The organism is Flavobacterium artemisiae (assembly GCF_042678225.1).
Classification (GTDB): domain Bacteria; phylum Bacteroidota; class Bacteroidia; order Flavobacteriales; family Flavobacteriaceae; genus Flavobacterium; species Flavobacterium artemisiae.
Map to the genome: position 1 here is coordinate 120,057 of NZ_JBHUDZ010000016.1, position 20,431 is coordinate 140,487.

The following is a 20,431-nucleotide window of genomic DNA, read 5'->3' on the forward strand; positions in this document are numbered from 1 at the left end:
GCGGATGAAAAATACCGCCTGTTTTCTTTATATTTTACAATTATGAAAAAATTATTACTCTTTACTGCTTTATTAGTATTTAGCCTTAGCAACGCTCAATTTATAGTATGGGAAAACACCTTTGACACCCCAGAGGAAAGAGCCGGATGGAGATTCTTTGACGGAAACAATAACAATAATACTTGGGACATAGGGAAACAAGTTGTTCGTAAAGCCGCAACTCCAAATATGTATGAGGAAGTATCGCCGGATAACGTTTTAAGATATAGCCGCTTTATACCGAATGTTGTTGGAGGTCCTGCCAATTTTAAGGCCGATTATAACAACGATATAGAAGACTGGGTTATTTCTCCTGAAATAGATTTAACAACAGCGTCAGGAGAAATTGTTTTGGCCGCTATGATAGGAAGAGTAATTACATACAATACTACTTCTACCGCTAATAATACGGACAGAAGTATTTTTGTTTATGTAAGCACTCCTACAAAACCTATTCCTGATTTAGCCGATTTTAAAGCACTGCGTGCCGATATTATAGCAGCTTACAATAGCAATCCTGCCGTTCTTCCTAAGATGCTTAAAATTACCAACGCAGATTATATCGCTGCAAGCAACGCATTATTCGCTCAAGCAACGGCAGACCTTTCTCAATATGCAGGAAAGAAAATCTATATCGGATTCTGGCAGAACAATACTGTTGCAAATAACCCTGCAGCAAACATTGGTGTTCCGTTTAATGATACCAATTCATCTGGTACGTTCCAAATTGATGAGATGCAGATTTTCGCTTCAGCGGTATTAGGAATTGATGATGTAACCGCCCCTAAAATTGTTACCATACTAGTTCAAAACCCTGTAATTTCAACTTTACAGTTACAACTAAATCCTGCTTTCGACCCAAATACTACTTTTGTTAAGGCCTATAACATGGCAGGTCAAGAAGTATTGGCTACAGCCTATAAAGACCAGATAGAAGTATCGGATTTAGCTTCGGGAACTTATATTATCCATATATCAGATGGAACAGCGGTAGAAAAATTGAAAATGATCAAAAAATAATATTGCTCTGAAAACAGCGAAGCTGAGCGCTTCAAAAAAATTCTGGTACTGCTGGTTTAGCTTCGGAAAACTAACACATCTTGAAAGAAATAAAAATATAACACAATATATATGAAAAGAGCAAGAGCTTTAATAATCGCCTTGTTAGTAGTTGCAACATCCTGCGACAGCGAACTTACCAATGAATTTGACGTGGTACAAAAGCCTGCAAAGGTAAATGTAAAAGGTTTTTCTACTCCCGATGAAATAGAAATTAGATTAGATGGTAAACCAGTAATCATTAAGGATAAAAGTTTCTACAGCCAAAATATCGAAACAACCCTCAATTTTGTGCTGGACAAAGGAGAAAAAAATCCCTTAACTATTTACAACCACAAAACAGGTCAGCAAATTGCATCTTACGAAATTACTTACAATAATAGTGCGGATTACGAGAATTTTAATTTCTTTAATCTACCCGATATTTTTCTCGAAGTCTATGCCATAAAACCTTCTATAAATGTAGGAAAAGTGGGCTTTAAGTTTCTATTTGCCAATATAGGTGAATTTTCAGGTACAAAATTGGAAAGTGTAAAAGGAATACTAAAAAGAGAAAACGGAGTGGTACTTGCTACATTTGAAAACATTGGTAAAGATGATTTTTCTGAATTTAAAACTTACAATTTTTTCAGCAGTACAGCACCCGTATTTTTAGAGCTTTACAAACCGGGCACTACAGAACCTTATATTGGCACAAGCCCCTTACAAGTACAAATCATTCAAACCTATGGTGTCAATATGATTGTGCTGCAGGAAAAACAAGAAAACGGAAAAGTAGTCGTAAAAGGAGATATCGATATTGCCGATTACCTGTAATTAATTGATCTTCAAATAAAATTAAACCCAAAATTAAGGATGAAGAAGTCAATTTTAATTCTCCTGTTTGCAAGTATCCTGTTTGCATGCCAAACCGACGATGATATTCCTTTAACCTATGAAGAAGGTACAAATGAGTATGTAAACGATTGGATTTACACTCAAATGAAACGCTATTATTATTGGAACGAAAGTATGCCTGGCAAAGGCAATTTATCGTTGCCGCCAAAGGAGTATTTTGCAACTTTAGTAAATAAGAATGATCGTTTTTCGTATGCGATCCACACTTCCTCACCAGAAACATTTCCTCAAAGTCTTCAGAATTCGTTTGGCTTTGACCTTTCTTTTATTGAATATGAAGGACAAGTATATGGCGTAGTCATGTACGCACTTTCGAATTCACCGGCAGAGAGAAATGGTCTTGAGCGTGGACAGTTAATAAATGCCATCGGCGGCACGGCTTTAAGTCAGGGAAATTATAACAGCCTTTATCAAAATTTGTTAACTGCTAAAGAGGTTAAGTTACAGGTAGTTTCTTATTCTGAAAAATCAGGGTTTACAGCCCCAAAACAGATTAATATTAGTCAGGGTTTCACTTTTTCACAGCCTGTCTTCAGTCAGGTTATTCCCTACCAGAATCATATAGTGGGCTATATTGAAATTCCCCATTTTAATGCTGGTCTTTCAAAGTCACTTCTAAAAGAATTCCAGACATTCAAAAATCAGTCTGTTAATGAAATTGTTGTGGATTTAAGGTATAATGGCGGCGGCGATGTTTCTTCTGCTGCGGCACTCAGCGTACTTTTAGCTCCCAATATACAATCCAGTAACCCGTTCATACGATTTAAGGGAAATTCTAACGGAGGGGAAGTGAACCAAACCTTCAAAGAGTCTTTGGAGATGAATGAATCCCAAGTAAGTTTTGAAGCACTTAGGGCTGCCCATCCGCAAACCCAAAGGGTTTATGTTTTGTGTGGCAGCCATACTGCATCGGCTTCTGAAATAATAATTAACAATCTAAAGCCATTTATGGAAGTGATAACCATTGGTGAGAAAACTGTGGGTAAGGACGTTGCCAGCTTTGCGGTTGAAGATGACAGGATTGTTGGTGCACAGGCAAAATGGGTTTTATACCCCGCAATTTACAAACTATTTAATGCTAATGGAGAGGGCAACTATGCTGCAGGTTTACAGCCAAATGTTGTATTAAATGAATTTCAGAAATTAGAAGTCTTCCCTTTAGGAAATACAAATGAAGTGTTGCTGCATCAAGCCTTGAATTCTATATCTGGAAATGGACGCATGATGAAAGCCATCACAACACAAACTCTTCAAAAACAGAATCTCAGTATAATATCAGAACCAATGGTCATTAAGAAAATATGGCATTGAAGATAACGAGCTAAAAACGAATCGTCTTAAAATATAAAAAAAACACAAGTAAAGTGCAGGGAATTGATGCAAGAGAGCATAAGAATCTACTGGAAACCTTTCGTAGGTTTGAAGAACTGTCTTCAGAATTTAATGATAGGATCACCATTGAAGAAGAAACCAAAACACGTGAAGGGATCAAAGAGTTAACAGGTAACTACAGCCAGTTCAAAAACCTTGTTTCTGAGCTGGAAACCTGTATAAAAGGGTACGAAAAGAAGAGAAAGTCGGTACAGAGCGTTATGTACAAAAGTATCCGTAAAATGAATTCTGATGTACAAAAAAAATCTCGCTAAATAAATCTATTCTTAAAAAGCATAAAAGCCCGGCAGTCTGTCCGGGCTTGTAGTTTTATATTTAATTTAAATAGATTATTCTTAGTATAAAATCTTTTATTTCACTTCAGAAACAATTCCCCAGCTGTCAAAAATACAGTCATGCATATATCCTATTTCACACATACCTGTAATCCACTTGCTTAAAGATTCATGCATCATTCGGATCTCTGTTGTTCTTCCAGAAATTACAAAAATATTTTTGTCGTGAGGTGCTATTCCATAATTCACTATATACCCCATATTTTGCATTTCCTTTTCCAATGCTTCAGCTTTTAGAAGTGAATCCGAATAAAAAAAATAATCAATTTGCAGCTTATCTTCTTCTTCAACTGCAGCATCGCGTAGACTCACCAAAGCTTCTGTAGCAAGTCTGTAATGCTTCACTAAATTTGCATTAAAATCATTTTCAGAAACTAATCTTTTGTCTTTTTTTGGCTTTAGGAAATTTAAAATACTCATTTTTACAGCTTATGTTTTAATTACTTTTAACAAACATATGTAAATATTTTATCACAATAAAGCTGGTAATAAAAACTTAACATTGAATATTTTAGCAGTAAAACAGCTTATCCAGACAAGTATTTTTTTTAGGCTTTTTTATTAAATGGTTACTAAAACATAAACTTTGAAAAAAGATATAATTTTAGAATCCGTTTAAGAAGCGAAAGATGATTTTAAAATTAAAACCTAGTTTATAGGCAATCGCTTTTTTTATTTAAAATACAGTCTCTTAATATCATTTTTGTTCGTCAATCATCTCGCGAATAATATCAAGAGTAAGCATTGTTTTTAACCTTGTACCGCAGCTCAAATATATCCAAGTGCCTTTAGACTCTTCTGCTGTAAACATACACGTTATTTGATCAACATTTACTGTATATTGAGTGAGATCATCTGTTCGAAACTGGATTGTTTTCATTTATGAAGACGTTATCAGGTTATTTTTAATTGATTTTGCTGTTTAATTCAGTATCTCAAAAATATACAATGTCATTTTTTTCTCATCTAAAATGAATTTAAAATAACATTATACTTGTTTGAATGAATCTTAAAGAAAAATAGATCAAACAGCTCCACAATCTCTTTAATGAGCTTGATTATTAACAGAATGCAAAATTAACCTGATCCGTCGGATATCTCTTACGGTATAAGTAACTTCAAAAAAAAATCTGAATATAAAATTCAGACTTTTCAAATTATTTTAGGATGTACTATTGGCTTCCGCTATCCAATTGTAAATTTCTGTCTGTGCCCGTCTTGGCGTTTCATTATCTTCCATTTCCAATTCATTATTACCTTGACTGTTTATAATTCTTCTTTTAGTATTATCTTCTAATTGTAGCTCAATGATCTTATTTATCTCTTTAATATGTTTTTCATCATACAAAGGAAAAGCCACTTCTATCCTCCTGTTTAAATTACGACTTAACATATCGGCAGAAGATAAATAGATTTTTTCCTGTCCGTTATTGGCAAATTTATAGATTCTGGAATGCTCTAAAAACATATCTACAATGCGATAAATTTTTATATTCTGTGATATTTTTTTAACTCCAGGTAAAAGTGTGCATATACCGCGCACTATTAATGTAACCTCAACACCTGCCTTATCTGCTTCAATAAGTTTATCAATAATATCCTTTTCATCGAGTCCGTTTACTTTTAAAAACACTGATGCTGGTTTATCTGCTTTTTTATTTTTTATTTCATTGTCTATTAGTTCCAGTAGTTTTTCTTTCATATTAAAACCAGCAGCTAAAATATGTTTTGGCTCTGCTCCTTTTTTCTTGGTCTTTAAAAATGCGAAAATCTTTTTCAAGTCATCAGTATATGCCGTTTCTGCTGTAAAAAAACCAAAATCTGAATAGATATTTGCTGTACTTTCATTAAAATTTCCTGTTGACAAATAACCATAATTCTTTTTATTGCCGTATTTGTCTTTCATGGTAACCATTGCGGCTTTGGCGTGCACTTTTAAATTAGGAAGGCTTTGAATAATTTTAATACCAGCTTTTTTCATTTCTTTAGACCAGAACAAATTATTATGTTCATCAAAACGTGCTTTTACCTCAACAAAAACAGTTACTTTTTTGCCATTTTTAGCCGCGCTGATTAAAGCATTTGCTATTAAGGATTGAGAAGAAATACGGTACAGGGTAATTTTAATTTCGGTAACATTTTTATTAATTGCCGCCTGATTAAAAAACTGAAGCACATAATAATACGATTGATAAGGAAAATGAAGCAACTGATTTTGCTTTTTTATAACATCAAAAATTGATGTTATGTTTTCAAAAGGCAGATGCGGCAGATTTGGATAAGAGCTTCCCTGAAGTTTTGGTTTAACAGGATTCGGAAATTTGAATAAATCAAAAAAATTGTGATGGCTGCCGCCTTTTATCATTTCACTCTTATAAAGTTTAAAGGCTTTTTTGCATATCGAAAATGAATCTGCATCCATATTCGAATCGTACAGAAATCTTGTGGCAGAACCTCGTTTGCGTTCTTCTATTTTTTCTTCAATTTTAGCTATCAAATCACCAGAGTTTTCATCTTCAATTAGATAATTTTCGTCTCGATTTAATTTTATAGCATTACATGAAATAATTTTATCGGCTGGAAATATCAGTGACAGACATTTTCTAATTATGGTATCAATTGAAATAATATAATGCCTGTTTTCAACACTTTGTAACTGCTTAAAACGATCCAATTTATCAGAAGGAATATTTAAATACGCAAAATTATAATTGCCTTTGCTGTCTTTTAGTTTTACCAAAAAATACAGCGCGCGATTATTCAAAAAATAAGTTTTTGGCTGGCTAAGTGTGATATACACTACCTGAATGTATGAAAGGATAATGCTTTTAAAATAATATTCAATCTCTGTTAAATGTTCTGGCAGCAGTTCCTGATACTCATAATATAGTATATCATTTAAAGCTAATTCGGTGAGGATTGAATAGCTCCATATTTTTCCAAATCTATTTTGCTGCAGATTTACCTCTCTTAATACATCTTCTAAAAGATCGCTGTTTTTCTTCGTTTTCTTTTTCTGCAGTTTATTTATTTTAACCCTGAAAAACTCGTCAAGGTTAGAAGAATGAATAGCTAGAAATTTGATTCGGTCATATACAGCATTATTGATGTCTGCGGCTTCGTCCAGAATACAGTTATTAAAAGAAAGCCAAGAGATTTCTGAAGGTATAAGATGGTTTTGCACGTTCTATATTTTGATGGTTAAATCTAAATTAACAAAATACTAACTTCGGAAATTTAAATCATTATTTTTTCTTTGTTTTATTACAAACCAAGCAATTAACTAAAAAATAATCTATTGCTAACATATCCTTCTATATCCAATATCATTTAAGAAAATGGTCAAGATTTCTGACAGTAAAAAAGCCTCCAAGAGTATATACTTGGAGGCTTTCGAGTTTTATTTTTTTTTGAATAAAGACAATATTAGATAATTAAAGGAATTGGATTTTTCTGCAGTTCGCAAAGCAGTTTTCGGTTTCCTTTATTTACTGCTGCCCGAACCTTTTTTTTCTTCACTTCATATTCTCTTATACATCTTTCGAGTTCACTGTACAGCATGTTATATTTTTCATACAACCTCTCAAGTGATTCCATTCCCTCTCGGATATCTGCCTCTTGAGGTTCCTCTAGTAAATACGGAAATGCTGATGACATTGCTTCAAATTTATCAAAAGCTACTGCCAGAACCCTGTGCTCTCTGGAATTTATCCCATTCATTATCAAATAGTATATAGTTAAATTATTATTCAAAAAAATAACGCTTACAAAACTGCTTTTTTCAATACCCTTTCCGGATAATCAGTAATAATTCCGTCAACCTGAAGCTGTATCATATTGTCGATAGCTTTATCATCGTTAACAGTCCAAGGAATAATTTTCATCTTTAAAAATCTTAAAGAATCTACAGCATTTTTGTTGAGCAGTTTATAATGCGGACTATAGATTTCAGGTTTAAAATCAAGCAGTGAAAGGTTTTTAGAAATCGAGCCTTCTCCAACCAGATAAGCCATTTTTACTTTTGGAAATTTATTATGCATCACATTTAAAACAGTCGGATCAAAAGATTGAATATTGATCTTTTGCTCAATACCTTTTTCTTTAATGATTTGCATTACCATTTCTGTAAAAACTTCAGGATTTGGCTGTGTTTTGCCATATTCTGCTTTTTCAGATTTGATTTCGATATTGTATCTAACTGGTTTTAGATTGTTTTTGGCAATATAAGCTTCGACATTAGTAATAACCTCAGATAACAAAGGTTTGTATGTTTTTTGTTTTTGCTGCTGCGGAAAATTAGCATTTCCTCTAGAACCGCTGTCAAATTTTCTGATGCTGTCATACGTCATTTCGTAGAGATTAAAACTCTTTTCTTTTTCTTTTGAAATTGGTTTCCCTTCAGAATCCGACATATATAACGAAGACATAAAAGGCTCGTGAGAAACTACAACTTTTTGATCTTTAGAAATAACAACATCAAGTTCCAAAACATCAACGCCTTTTTTTACAGCACTGAGAAAAGCCGGAATCGAATTCTCTGGAAAATTACCGCGGTCGCCACGATGTCCTTGCACTTCAATTTTTGAAGTTATTGCTTTTTGACTTCCGCACGAATATATCGCTGAAACCGCTACTAAAACGCAGATACTCTTTTTGATTTTTAACATCTTTCTAAATCGATTATTTTACTTTATCAATTCTGTAAGTGGTATTCGCTGTGTGCGTTTTACCAAACATATCGGTTGCTTTGATTTCGATTGCATGTTCGCCAATAGGCAAATCAGACGGAATATTTCCTCTCCAAACGTGCGTACTTTTTTCTGGATCGGATGAGCGTTTTCCCGGCATTAATACTTCTGATAATTCCCATTCGTAAACCAATTCTACGTACGATGGATCTTGTACTTCAACATATTCCATTTCTTTCCATTCTCCCTGATCAACTCGGTACATTACTTTGTCTTTTTTGCTTCCCATAAAGAAATTAGCAAACACACCTGATTTGGTACGTTTGGCTTTTGCCACGACTTTTGGAGCGAAAACTTTCATTTGATAATTGTCTGGTTTTCCCGCTACTTTATAATCAACTGTATATTTATTTCCATTAAAATGAATAAATGCATACCCTTTTGGCGTTCCGTCTCTCATAACCGAAATTGGAATTCCTTTTTCATCCAGTTTTCCAGAATACCAGTCGCCCGAAGTTGTTCCGATGTTATAATGATGATGCGGATTATCTTGTAACCATCCGTCTTTTTTATCTAAAAAATCCTGTCTCTGCATGTGCGTATGAGCAGAAAGCGAAAGTGTATTTGGGAAATCTTTCAATAATTCGAATAACTTTTTTCGGTCTTCATCTCTAAAAGAATCGTCTTTAGGATCTGGCTCGCTTATTGGAATATGGAATGCCATTACAATTAAATTGTCTTTTGGAACTGTTTTAAGATCGTTTTCTATAAACTGCATCTGTTCTTCTGTAAAACCTCCCCAATAGCCTTCATGATCTCTTGGGTCTGGATACAAAACATCATCTACAATAATAAAATGGACTTTTCCGTAATTGAAAGCATAATTGGCCGGACCAAAATGCGCTTCATACGTTTCATCGGCTAAATTATCTGCTTTTGCATCAAAATTTAAATCGTGATTTCCTAAAAGATTGTACCACGGAATTCCGACTTTTTTAACGGCCTGAATGTACGGATTGAATAGGCTCAAATCATTTCCAACCAAATCTCCCATACTTAATCCAAACGGAATGTTTTTAATTCCTTCTACTTCAGCCACAATTCCTCTTGCAAAAAAATCTACTTCTTCCAGATTATAAGGCTGCGGATCTCCGAAAATCAATGCCGTAAAATCTGCCGTTTCTTTTTGCGGAATCAATCCAAAATCTACTGATTCTGGGAGTTTTCCTGTTGGCGCAACCCCTTCAAACTTACCTTTTGGAGAACCTGCCGGTTTGTGGTTGTAGAAAAATTGAGGCAGATTATCTTTATTTACCTGAATTTTATAAGCCGAAGGTTTGATTACAGCAATAATAGCGTCTTCTTTTAACGGAAGTTCATAGTTTCCTTTTTTGTCTGTCAAAACCACTTCACGTCCATTAGTAACAGCAACGTTTGCAATTCCTTTTTCTTTTTTTTCTTTTTTACCGTTCTGATTTAAATCTTCATAAACGATTCCTTTTACAGTTGTCTGCGCTGTCAAAACACCACAAAACAATACTGCGCTATATATAAATGTTTTTTTCATTTTTCAATTTTTATTTATCCCACCAAACTTTAGTATTGATATTATCACCGCCAACCATTTCAACTGCTTCCAAATAATTTTCATTATTTTTAATCTGCTGGTTATCTGGATAAGTGAATCTTGACGGCATAATTCCGTCATTCAGCATTGCCGTTGTTGTTGGCAGTACTGGAAATCCTGTTCTGCGGTATTCAAACCATTGCTGATAATCTGTAAAATACAAGGCGTAGTATTTTTGCAGCATGATTCTTTCTAATGTTCCATCGTACTGCGCTTCTGGTTTAGCAAAATAAGTAGTCGGAGTAACCGCTTTTACATGTTCTATAGCCGATCTCACACCTTTTTCATAATGTCCTGCTGCATCTGCAATAAGACCTCTCTGTGCTAATTCTGCTTTAATAAACTCAACTTCCGCATACGTTAGAATATAAATCTGCATTGGGTTTTGTGCCTGTACATTTAAAAGTGTAGATGCATTGTATTTAAACTGAGAATCTGCACCAGCGTAACCGCTTGTAATTCCTTTAAATCCAATTGGTGCATTGGTTACTAAAGCAGTTGCGCCTGTTGCAATTATCGCTCTTCTCGGATCTTCAAGTGTATTTAAATTATCAATAAAGAAAGAAGCCATTTTGATGTTCAGATTAAAATCCTGCGGTCTTCCCCACGGAGAAACATTGGGAGAAACGCCTGTTACTTTCAAAATTGTGCCTTCTGCTGTATTGGCAAAAACAGGATAAATTTCCGGATGATCAGACATATAAGCCAGTTTTTGGAAAGCTCCCATTTCTGTTCTGTTTGAAACTCTTAAAAGCAATCTCATTTTTAAGGAATTGGTAAACTTTTTCCATTTCAAAACATTATTTTGAAACAAAATATCCTCAATATAAATCATTGGTTTACTGGTATCATAAAGCGTATTAGCTCTCTCTAAATCAGCCAATAGTGTTTCATAAATAAACTCTTGTTTATCGTATTTTGGATATAAAATACCATCTTCACCGCGCACGGCCTCAGTCATAGGAACGGGACCAAAAAGATCAGTAAGATTAGCGTACACCAAAGCATTAAGGGTTAAGGATATGGCTTCATAATTAGTATCTCCGGCTTTTACAGAAGCTATACGCATTTCTCTAATATTAGAAAGCCATTTGTAATAGTTATTCCACGCCGAGTTACCAATGTTATTACTTACATCGTAACGATGAAGTCCTCCTGTGATACTTGGAAAAGGAAGCGAAACCTGCATTAAATTGAAGGTCACATCTACACTCTGTGTTGCGTTTTGTGAAGCGATTCCGTAAATAATTGGGTTTAATAATGTTCCAGGGCTTATTTCGGTAATCAAATTAGGATTCTCGTTTAGTTCTTCAAAACCATTTGAACACGAAATACTGATTCCTGTAAGTAAAAGGATTAGTGCTGTAATTTTTATCTTTTTCATTGTCTTATTATAAAGTCAAACTTAAATTGAAACCATAAGTTGCGGGAGATGGCATCTGTCCCATTTCTATACCTGGTAAAATTGTATCTCCGTTTAATGCTGCTGTTTCTGGATCATAAATTGGAAAATCGGATACGGTTGCTAAATCTCTTCCGAAAATTGAAAGCTGCAGCGATTGCAATCCTGTGTTTTTCAACCATCTTTTCGGCATATTGTATTGCAGGCTGACTTCACGAAGTTTTCCATAAGAAGCGTCGAATGAGTTTGATTCTATATTGGCTCTTCGGTAATAACGAACATACCAGTCAGCAGTGGCCACTTTTTTGGTATTTGGAGAATACGTTCCGTCTGCATTTTGAACGACACCGTCTCCTATGATAAAGCCGTCTGCCCTGCCCATTTCATTAGAATTTAATTTCCCCTGCTCAGAAAGTTTGTGATGTGTCTGCGAATAAATAATACCGCCGTACTGACCGTCAATAGTTACATTCATGGTAAAATTTCCAATTGAGAAACTATTGGTAAAACCCGCTTTCCATTTCGGACTAGCATCGCCGATATATTGAATTTCTTCAGGATATGCCGGAAGGCCTGCATTATCGTACACGATTTGTCCATCAGGAGATCTCACAAATCCGAAACCATAAATAGCACTTGTAGTACCACCCACTTTTGCTATAATTGATGCTGTTCCTCCAGTTCCAATGATTTGTTGCCCGTCAATTCCTTCTGGTAATTCCATTACTTTATTCCAGTTACGTGACCAGTTTACAGTTGAATTCCATTTGAAATTTTCACCATCAATAATTTTTCCACCAAGCGTAAGTTCAATACCTCGGTTTTTTACTTTCCCTCCGTTTAAAACGGCACCGCTGTAACCCGTTGAAAAATCCATCGGAATATCGATAATTTGATTTTTCGTCACACTTTCGTAAACTGTTGCGTCAGCTGTAAGTCGATTTTTAAGCATTCTGATTTCAAAACCTGTTTCAAAACTAGTAGTGATTTCAGGTTTAAAATGGTCATTATATAAAACCGTTAAGGTCTGTGCAGAACTAGGAAAAGCACTTTGTCCGTAATATTTCTGCGTTTTATAAGGTTCAGTATCATTTCCAACCTGAGCAAAAGAAAGTCTGTATTTCAGGTAATCAATTGATTTTGGAAGTGAAAACATTTCAGAAATAACCGCACTGGTATTAACCGACGGATAAAAGAAGGAATTGTTTTCTACCGGAAGTGTACTTGTCCAGTCATTTCTTCCTGTAATATCTACAAAAAGCATGTCTGCGTACGACATCGAAACCAAACCATATAAACTGTTCATTTTTTTGTAAGCATCACCCAAAGTCAAAATTGGTGCACTTGAACCATTTGAAAGTTTGTAAACACCAGGAACCACTAAACCTGTAACTTCAGCTTCTGTTCTTCTGTATTTATAGCTCATCGCGTTTCCTCCAGCTGAAGCTGAAAGAGCGAATTTATTTCCGAAATCTTTTTTATAAGAAAGCAAAAAGTCCGAGTTAATTTCTTGTTTGAAAACATCTTGTCTTTCATAAAAACCTTTAGCATATCTGTTGATACTGTAAGGTCTTTTTTGCTCTCTGGTCTGATTGTACGTATTCATCGAAGAACGTAACATCAATTCCAAGTTTGGAGACAAAGTAATATTGGCAAAAATATTCCCAACAATCTGATCGCTGTCTAAAGTATTCGTAGCTTCATAAGCAATTAAATACGGATTATCAATAAAAGAGCTAAACGGATGTAACTGTGCAATCTGCTCTTTTCCTTTCTCCCAAATCGGACGGTACCAATCCAAATCAATATTGGGCTGTTGGAAAATCATAAAATAAGCAATCGAACCATTGTTGTATCCTGTAGAAGGAAGGTTATCACTATTTCTGGTATTGTAATTTACCGTTGTTCCCAATTTAATTTTATCCGAAACCTGGTAATTGGCGTTCACAGCAGCTGTAACTCTGTCAAAACCAGTATTCGGCATGATCCATTCATTCTTTTGATTTCCTAACGAAAGACGCATCGATCCTTTGCTGTCACCACCCTGAATAGAAACATTATTATTTAAAGTTACACCCGTTCTCCAGAAATCTTTACGATTATCTCTGTAAGACTGCCACGGAAGTCTTTGTGCCGATTGTCCTTGCAAAGCCGGATCGTACTGATAAAAATTTTGTCCTGTAAAAGCGGGTCCCCAAGCACTGCTGGTACCGCTTGTTGAAGTTCCGTCAGCAGAATTTCCATAAGAATAATATTGGCTGCCATCTGCACCTGGAGAATTTCCAGTTCCTTGTCCGTATTTGTATTGGTAATCCGGCCATCTTTGGATGACATCGAAAGTCGCTCCAGTGTTGAAAGAAATTCCTAAACCTTTATTTTTCTTTCCTGATTTTGTCGTAATAATCAAGGCTCCGTTTGCAGCACGGCTTCCGTAAAGCGCAGTTGCACCTGCACCTTTAAGTACTGTAACGGCATCGATATCATCTAAATTAAGATCAGAAATTCCGTTTCCGTAATCAATTGGAGAGTCTTCTCCCATATAAGCGCTTGTGGAACCAGATGTTGTCATTTCGGCATTTACCGGAACTCCGTCTACTACAATAAGGGCGTAATTTCCTTTCGGACTTAATGATCTGTTTCCTCTAAGGGTAATCTGCTGCGAATTTAAAGGTCCAGAACCTGTTGAAGTAATGCTTAATCCTGCTACTTTACCTTTCAATCCAGACGACCAGTTATTAGGTCTTCCCTGCGATAAATTTTCAGATTTAATCGTTTGCTGCGAAAATCCTAAACGTTTTTCTTCTCTTTTAATTCCCAGCGCCGTAACTACAACTTCATTCAATTCACTTGTACTTGGTTTTAATGTTATGTTAATTGGATTAGCAGTTGCAGCAACTTCCTGAGAAACATATCCCATATACGAAATAACCAAAACAGCCGAAGAACCTACAGCAAAGCTGAAATTTCCTTCCATATCGGTCATAGTCGATGTTTTGGTGCCTTTTTCCAGAATCGTAACTCCCGGCATCGGCATACCGGTTTCGTCCAATACTTTTCCGCGAACATTCATTTGTGCGCGAAGATTGTGTGTAACGGCAATCGTATTGTTGAGTTTTTTAAATGATAATCCTGTTTTAGCTGCAATTTTTGACAGCACGCCGTCGAGACTTTCTTTATCAGCATAAATCGAAATGCGTTGTGAAGTTCCCGTTATTTTTTCATCAAAAACAAAGGTAAAAGTCGTTTTCTGTTCTACTGCTTTAAAAAACTCAGTGATCGTAGCATCCTTTAAATTCAGGCTTATTTGTACGTCTTTAGCAGATTGTCCTAAGGCAAATCCGTTAAAGGAAAAAATTAATAAAATCATTAAGTAAAGATTTTTCATCTTGATATACTTATTGAAAAAAAATTGTAGTTTCGTGTTCATTACTATTAGGCTATAAATTGTATTTTTAGTCTGTTTTAAAAGCCCGTTTCCGTTGCACCGGAGGCGGGTTTGTTTGTTTTTTTTGCGTTTTTTATTTTTTCTGTTTTCTTATAGTGATTTGGTTTTTAGTGGTGTAACTTATATTCAGCTGTTTTAAATAGGCGATACTTTCTAATACGTTCTCTAATTTTTCATCCTTAAACTTTCCTGAAATCGTAAGATCATTCAATTCCTGATCTTCGATAGTAATATCTACATTGTACCAGTTTTCTATGATTTTAACCGTTTCAGAAAGCTTAGTGTTTTTAAGAATAATGGTATTGCTGATCCAAGCGATTTTATCATCGCTGTTTTCTGTAGAAATCTGTAAATCCGAATTCTTAATCAAATCGGCTTGCTGGTTTTTGGTAATCTGTACTTTTTTGCCGTTTGGCGAAGTCACTTCAACTTTTCCGGTAATAACACTTACTTTAGTATCGTGATGGTTATACGAATTGATGTCGAATGAAGTTCCTAAAACCCTCACTTTTACATCGTGAGTTTGTACAATAAAAGGTCGTTTGACATCTCTGAAAACTTTAAAATAAGCCTGACCCACAAGTTTTATATTTCTTGTCGATTCAAATTCTTCTGGATAGGTTACACTGCTGTTGGAGTTTAGTACAACGACACTACCGTCTTCAAGGAAAATCTCTTTCTTTTCTCCTTTAGCAGTAACTTGGGTAATTTCGTTAGGTTTGAAAGCAAACTTGGCGGCAGTAAATGCAATGGTTAGTCCAGTCACTAAAACGGCAGCAACTTTTAAGACTTTACGGATGGAGTATTTTTTTGGTTTAACTTGTAATTCTGAAAATATCTTATCTAGAATTACATTGCCTTTTTCATCAGATAATTGATTTTCTATATCTAATGTTTGATCCTGCATCTTATCAAAAAATGCTTCGACAGCTATTTTTTCTTCGGGTGTGCAGTTACCTTCTTCGTATTTTTTTGCCAGAAGCAAAAAGTGTTCTTTTTTCAAAATTATGTGCTTTTATATACAAGTCACATTTTTTGAATCGAACAAGTAGTCGAAAATACAGGCTTAACGTTTTCTTAAAACCAGTGTTTTTTAGTTAACATAAAAGAAAGCTGCCCAGTAAAAAAGAAGGTAATTATAGGATGCCGAATTTAAGCGAAGTTGCTTCAGGGCATTGCTGATATGTTTTTCTACGGTATGAATTGACAGGTTTAATTTTGAAGCAATTTCAGCATTCGTAAAATGATCCATTCGGCTTAAGAGAAAGACTTCTCGGCATTTGGGCGTTAATTTATTAATCTGCTCGTTGATATTTTTCTCAAAATCAACATATTCTAAGTCATTTACAGAAAAGCCGGGATCTGGAATGGTTTCCAAAACTTCAATATGCTGCTGATCAAATTTCAGGTTTCGAATCTGATTGGCAATTTTATATTTTACAGCCCTAAAAAGATAAGCTTCAAGGTTTAAGATTACGGTACTTGAAGCGTTTTTCCAAAGACTTATAAAGATTTCCTGAACTATGTCTTCGCAAATCGCTTCGTCTTTATAAATCTTAAAAGCATAAGCATAAAGCTTTTTCCAATAGCGGTTAAAAATAATTGAAAACGCAGCATCGTTTCCTTCAAAAATTAATTTTTGAAGTTCATCGTCTGTCATTTTCAAAAGATCTTTTTCCATAAGTGATAAAAAAGCAAATGAAAAACAACAGACAAAAAATACCTAAGAAGTTAATTTATCTTTATGTTAAATTAGTTTTATAAAAAATCAAACTACTATTTTACTGTCATTTAATATTTTAGGTTTAAAATGGGTAATGGCAACAAAAAAAATAGACAAAGTATTAATTACTGGACAGTCGATGTTTTAAAACTAACAAACTAATTTTTCCAATTAAATCAACTTCCCACTTCTGTCGACGGCCCCTTCCGCTAAAATCATCATAAAAAAAGGATGTAGTGAAACAAAAAATTGAAATAACATCATAAAAAAAACCGCAATTATAACGTACAATTGCGGTGTTAAAAAAATCATTGATAAGAATTATTTTCCAACAATAAGCTCCATTATCTTATCATAAATCGCTGCATTCTGATAAATTCCGGTGAATTTTTCAGAACCTGGACCATATGCAAAAACTGGCACCGGAACAGAAGTATGATCATTTGTACTGAAACTTCCATGAACGTATCCTTTTTCTATACTTCCATCAATTAAAGATAATCCGCCTGTTTCATGATCTGCTGTAACAATTAATAATGTTTCACGATTATTATCTACAAACTCCATTGCCTGCCCTACTAATTTATCAAAATCAAGCATTTCACGAACTACATATTCTACATTTGTCTGGTGCCCTCCGTAATCGATCTGGGCACCTTCAGCCATAATAAAAAATGGATTTTTAGTTGTAGAAAAAATATTTGTTGCTTTCGCTAAAGATTTTGTTAAGAAATCACCTCTTCCTTTTTTCATAGAAACAACTGCTGCATCTTCTAAAACCACAAATCTGTTATTTTTGATGGTATCTAAACTTGAGAATTTATCCGAGAAAGTGTACCCTTTTTCCTTTAATATTTTTGACAAATCCCTGCCGTCTTTTCTAGATATAAATGACTTCTGTCCTCCTCCAATCAAAATATCTGACGGACTCGAAAGAAAATCATTTGCAATAGGCTCGCTTAGACTTCTTTCAGACTGATGCGCATAAAAAGCCGCTGGAGTCGCATCTGTAATATCTCCCGCCGAAATAATGGCTGTTTTATAGTTTTTCTTGGCTAATTGTTCTGTAAGCGATGTAAGTGGTTTTCCTTTTTCATCTACACTTATAAAACGGTTATTGGTTTTATGTCCTGTTGCCATTGCAGATCCTCCTGCCGCCGAATCTGTAATATAACTATCAAAAGATTTTGTGATAGAAAATCCCTGAGTAGGAATATTAAATAAATTCAATTGTCCTTTATTTGCAGTATATCCAGAATAGATTTGTGTTAATCCCATTCCGTCTCCAATCAAGAGAATGACATTTTTAGGACGTTTGTTTTTAAAAACATTTTTAGGAACATAGACCTGATGAAATTCTGTATTCTGATAAAATGTGTTTTTTAAATTATTGATGAATTGAGTCAATTCAGCCACTTTATCGGTTCCGATAAAATCAACTTTTAAATTCATCAAAATCATGTACGTATTTACATTATCTTGTGTTGCCCAAAATCTTATTTTCTTATTCTGATCATGGACTTTTTTAATAATGGCCTGAATTTTTTCAGTATCCGGCTGCGTCAAAACTCCTTTCCCATTCCAAACTGTAATTTCATGAAGATCTTCACTAATCATTTCCACTCTGGCTAATTGGTCTGGAGTGTAATTTTCATTCAATCTTCCGTCAAAATAAATAAAATCTGGATACTCTTTCCAAAGCGACTGCAAAGGCCTATTTCCAGAAATGACCACCTTTATGTTTTTATTCGAAATAATGTCAGGAAAAGTTTTTAACTGCTGCACAATTGCTTTTAATGTTGAATCTGCATCCGACTTAATATCAATCATTAAAATTAAAGGTTTTCCGCTTGGATATGCTTTTCCTCCTAAAGCTTTCAATTTAGAAGAAAGCGGTTCCAAATACATGGTTTTTAATGTATTGTGCAACGCAATTTCTTTAGAAGTATGCGCCACAAACAATTCGTTATTTACTAAAAAAACATCGGCTTCAATAACACCGCTTTCATTAGAATAAGCACCATAAAAAGGTAATTTACTATCGTAATCATTATGTGAATGTATGTTTGAAGAACTGTATTCCTGAGCTTGAACAAATAGGAAAAATTGAAGGCAAAAAAGGGTGATTATTTTTTTCATTGAAAATAAATTAAACAGCAAAAAGCAGTAGGTTACTTTTTGATATATTGAAACAAAAAAAAAGGTTTCCTTAATTTTTTACAGCTGCAGTCTCCTTCACAAAGACTGCAACGTAAAAAAACTAAAAAAACACAATGAAATTATTGATTACCAGCCTTGGTTTTGAGTCAAGGCACCTTTACTAACTGCGATTTCATCTGGAGGTATCGGCCATACATGGTGAATTGCAGGATTAAAATTACGAGCAGGATAAATTACACTTCCATCATAATGGTGTAATGGTTTTGCATAGGCTTCTTTGGCATCTCCCCAGCGTACTAAATCAAAGTGGCGGTCTGTCCACTCCCCAGCCAACTCACAACGTCTTTCCCTTTTTAAATCAACCATTGTTGCTCCTGCAAGATCTGTAAGACCAGCTCGGTGACGAATCATATTGATCTCTGTATCTGCGTTCTGCCCTTTCATTAATTTCGCTTCCGCTAACATCAAAATCACATCTGCATATCGTAAAAGCGGTACATTTAAAGCTGTTGAAGGTTTATCTCCGTTTGCATTTACATAACGAATATCTACAGCACCTGCTCCCGTTTTTGGATAACTAAACGGCTCCATATATTTTTTAAACTGATAACCTGTTCTGTTGCTTGAACTTACAATATGATTTCCTTCATTAAAGGTTACTTGTTCTCCAAAATAAACAAATTTGTCTCCTTTTTGTAAAATCGTAGCACTGCGTCTTTTATCGTTTGCCGCATAAGTATCAAATAATTCTTTTGTTGGATAAAAATTTCCCCAGCCATTATAAACTCCCCAGCCTTTATCTTCTAAACAAACTCCAGGAAAAATTGATCCTAAAGAAGTATTTTCTGCACTTGAAGTTACCGACCAAATATATTCTGAAGACCAGTTATTTTTAATCGTAAATACATCTTCAAAATTATCAAGCAATTTGTGCTTTCCGCTTGCTACGATCATGTTGGCATATTTAATAGCATTGTCCCAATCTTTTGCATACAAATAAGTACGAACCAAATATGCCCAAGCTGCAGTTTTATGAGCACGTCCGTAATTGTCCGGTGTAAGCTGATCGAAATAAGGCAATAAATCGGCAGCTTTGATTAAATCAGCAGCAATGTAAGCATAATTTTCTGCCACATTTTTGGCACGCGGCACATATACATTTGTAAAATCTGCTCTATCCTGAATTGGAATTCCAGCACGGTCGTCTCCATAATGATAAGCCAATTCTAAATGCATTACAGCGTGATTAAAATAAGCTTCGCCCAACATTCCGTTTTTTGTGCTTTCGTCTAAAGGTATATTTGGAATATTACGAATTACGTCGTTGCAGCGTTTCATGATTTCGTAATGAATTCTCCAGATATCTTTTGTATCTGATTCTGCACCATCAACAATAAAATTTTTGATACGTTCTGCATTTTGTCTTGGTTTTGTTCCGATATCGTCACTGGCATTATTCAGCCAGAAAAAACCACGACCATACATATTATCATCAGAATACAAAGCGTAGATTGCATTTACTCCTGCTTGTGCATCTGCTGGAGTTTTCCAGAAATTTCCGCTTGACGGAGCTCCTTGCGGAATCACATCAAGTTCGCTTTCGCAAGCTGTAAAACCAGCCAAAAGCGCAAAACTCAATAATAAAAGACTTATTTTTTTCATTT

General features: G+C 34.8%; 16 protein-coding genes. 4 read left to right on the top strand and 12 right to left on the bottom strand.

What is annotated here, in order from left to right:
* Positions 1-42 precede the first annotated feature (42 nt).
* The 4 genes from ACFSC2_RS17095 to ACFSC2_RS17110 all read left to right on the top strand — a co-directional run bounded on the left by ACFSC2_RS17095 (position 43) and on the right by ACFSC2_RS17110 (position 3,641).
* Complete coding sequence (locus ACFSC2_RS17095; protein WP_379815549.1) at positions 43-1,059, top strand: T9SS type A sorting domain-containing protein; 1,017 nt, start codon at positions 43-45, stop codon at positions 1,057-1,059.
* A 111-nt stretch (positions 1,060-1,170) separates the two neighbouring features.
* A complete protein-coding gene (locus tag ACFSC2_RS17100) occupies positions 1,171-1,914 on the top strand; it encodes a hypothetical protein (protein WP_379815550.1) in 744 nt (247 codons plus the stop codon).
* A gap of 39 nt (positions 1,915-1,953) precedes the next feature.
* Positions 1,954-3,306, top strand: a complete 1,353-nt coding sequence (locus tag ACFSC2_RS17105; RefSeq protein WP_379815551.1) for a S41 family peptidase — start codon at positions 1,954-1,956, stop codon at positions 3,304-3,306.
* A 53-nt stretch (positions 3,307-3,359) separates the two neighbouring features.
* Positions 3,360-3,641, top strand: a complete 282-nt coding sequence (locus ACFSC2_RS17110; RefSeq protein WP_379815552.1) for a hypothetical protein — start codon at positions 3,360-3,362, stop codon at positions 3,639-3,641.
* 96 nt (positions 3,642-3,737) lie between these two features.
* Here the strand turns inward: ACFSC2_RS17110 and ACFSC2_RS17115 are convergent, their stop codons facing one another.
* From ACFSC2_RS17115 to ACFSC2_RS17170, 12 genes are all read right to left on the bottom strand, one after another.
* Positions 3,738-4,142, bottom strand: a complete 405-nt coding sequence (locus tag ACFSC2_RS17115; protein WP_379815553.1) for a ribonuclease E inhibitor RraB — start codon at positions 4,140-4,142, stop codon at positions 3,738-3,740.
* A 277-nt stretch (positions 4,143-4,419) separates the two neighbouring features.
* Positions 4,420-4,602, bottom strand: a complete 183-nt coding sequence (locus ACFSC2_RS17120; RefSeq protein ID WP_379815554.1) for a hypothetical protein — start codon at positions 4,600-4,602, stop codon at positions 4,420-4,422.
* 282 nt (positions 4,603-4,884) lie between these two features.
* Positions 4,885-6,906 (bottom strand): polyphosphate kinase 1, encoded by a 2,022-nt coding sequence (gene ppk1 / locus ACFSC2_RS17125; protein ID WP_379815555.1) that lies wholly within the window; start codon positions 6,904-6,906, stop codon positions 4,885-4,887.
* Positions 6,907-7,148: 242 nt separating this feature from the next.
* The gene (locus tag ACFSC2_RS17130) at positions 7,149-7,442 is read right to left on the bottom strand and encodes a hypothetical protein (protein WP_379815556.1); all 294 of its coding nucleotides are present in this window, start codon (positions 7,440-7,442) and stop codon (positions 7,149-7,151) included.
* A 44-nt stretch (positions 7,443-7,486) separates the two neighbouring features.
* Positions 7,487-8,389 carry a glycerophosphodiester phosphodiesterase family protein gene (locus ACFSC2_RS17135; RefSeq protein ID WP_379815557.1) on the bottom strand — a complete coding sequence of 301 codons (903 nt, stop codon included), beginning with the start codon at positions 8,387-8,389 and terminating at the stop codon, positions 7,487-7,489.
* Between the two features lie 13 nt (positions 8,390-8,402).
* Positions 8,403-9,977, bottom strand: a complete 1,575-nt coding sequence (locus ACFSC2_RS17140; protein ID WP_379815558.1) for a calcineurin-like phosphoesterase C-terminal domain-containing protein — start codon at positions 9,975-9,977, stop codon at positions 8,403-8,405.
* Positions 9,978-9,987: 10 nt separating this feature from the next.
* The gene (locus tag ACFSC2_RS17145; protein WP_379815559.1) at positions 9,988-11,421 is read right to left on the bottom strand and encodes a SusD/RagB family nutrient-binding outer membrane lipoprotein; all 1,434 of its coding nucleotides are present in this window, start codon (positions 11,419-11,421) and stop codon (positions 9,988-9,990) included.
* A gap of 7 nt (positions 11,422-11,428) precedes the next feature.
* Positions 11,429-14,806: a SusC/RagA family TonB-linked outer membrane protein gene (locus ACFSC2_RS17150; RefSeq protein ID WP_379815560.1), complete on the bottom strand. Its 3,378-nt coding sequence runs from the start codon at positions 14,804-14,806 to the stop codon at positions 11,429-11,431.
* Positions 14,807-14,957: 151 nt separating this feature from the next.
* Positions 14,958-15,887 carry a FecR family protein gene (locus ACFSC2_RS17155; RefSeq protein WP_379815561.1) on the bottom strand — a complete coding sequence of 310 codons (930 nt, stop codon included), beginning with the start codon at positions 15,885-15,887 and terminating at the stop codon, positions 14,958-14,960.
* A gap of 90 nt (positions 15,888-15,977) precedes the next feature.
* Positions 15,978-16,565 (bottom strand): RNA polymerase sigma factor, encoded by a 588-nt coding sequence (locus ACFSC2_RS17160; protein ID WP_379815562.1) that lies wholly within the window; start codon positions 16,563-16,565, stop codon positions 15,978-15,980.
* A 363-nt stretch (positions 16,566-16,928) separates the two neighbouring features.
* Complete coding sequence (locus tag ACFSC2_RS17165; protein ID WP_379815563.1) at positions 16,929-18,746, bottom strand: alkaline phosphatase; 1,818 nt, start codon at positions 18,744-18,746, stop codon at positions 16,929-16,931.
* A 147-nt stretch (positions 18,747-18,893) separates the two neighbouring features.
* A complete protein-coding gene (locus ACFSC2_RS17170) occupies positions 18,894-20,429 on the bottom strand; it encodes a RagB/SusD family nutrient uptake outer membrane protein (protein WP_379815564.1) in 1,536 nt (511 codons plus the stop codon).
* Between the last annotated feature and the right edge of the window lie 2 nt (positions 20,430-20,431).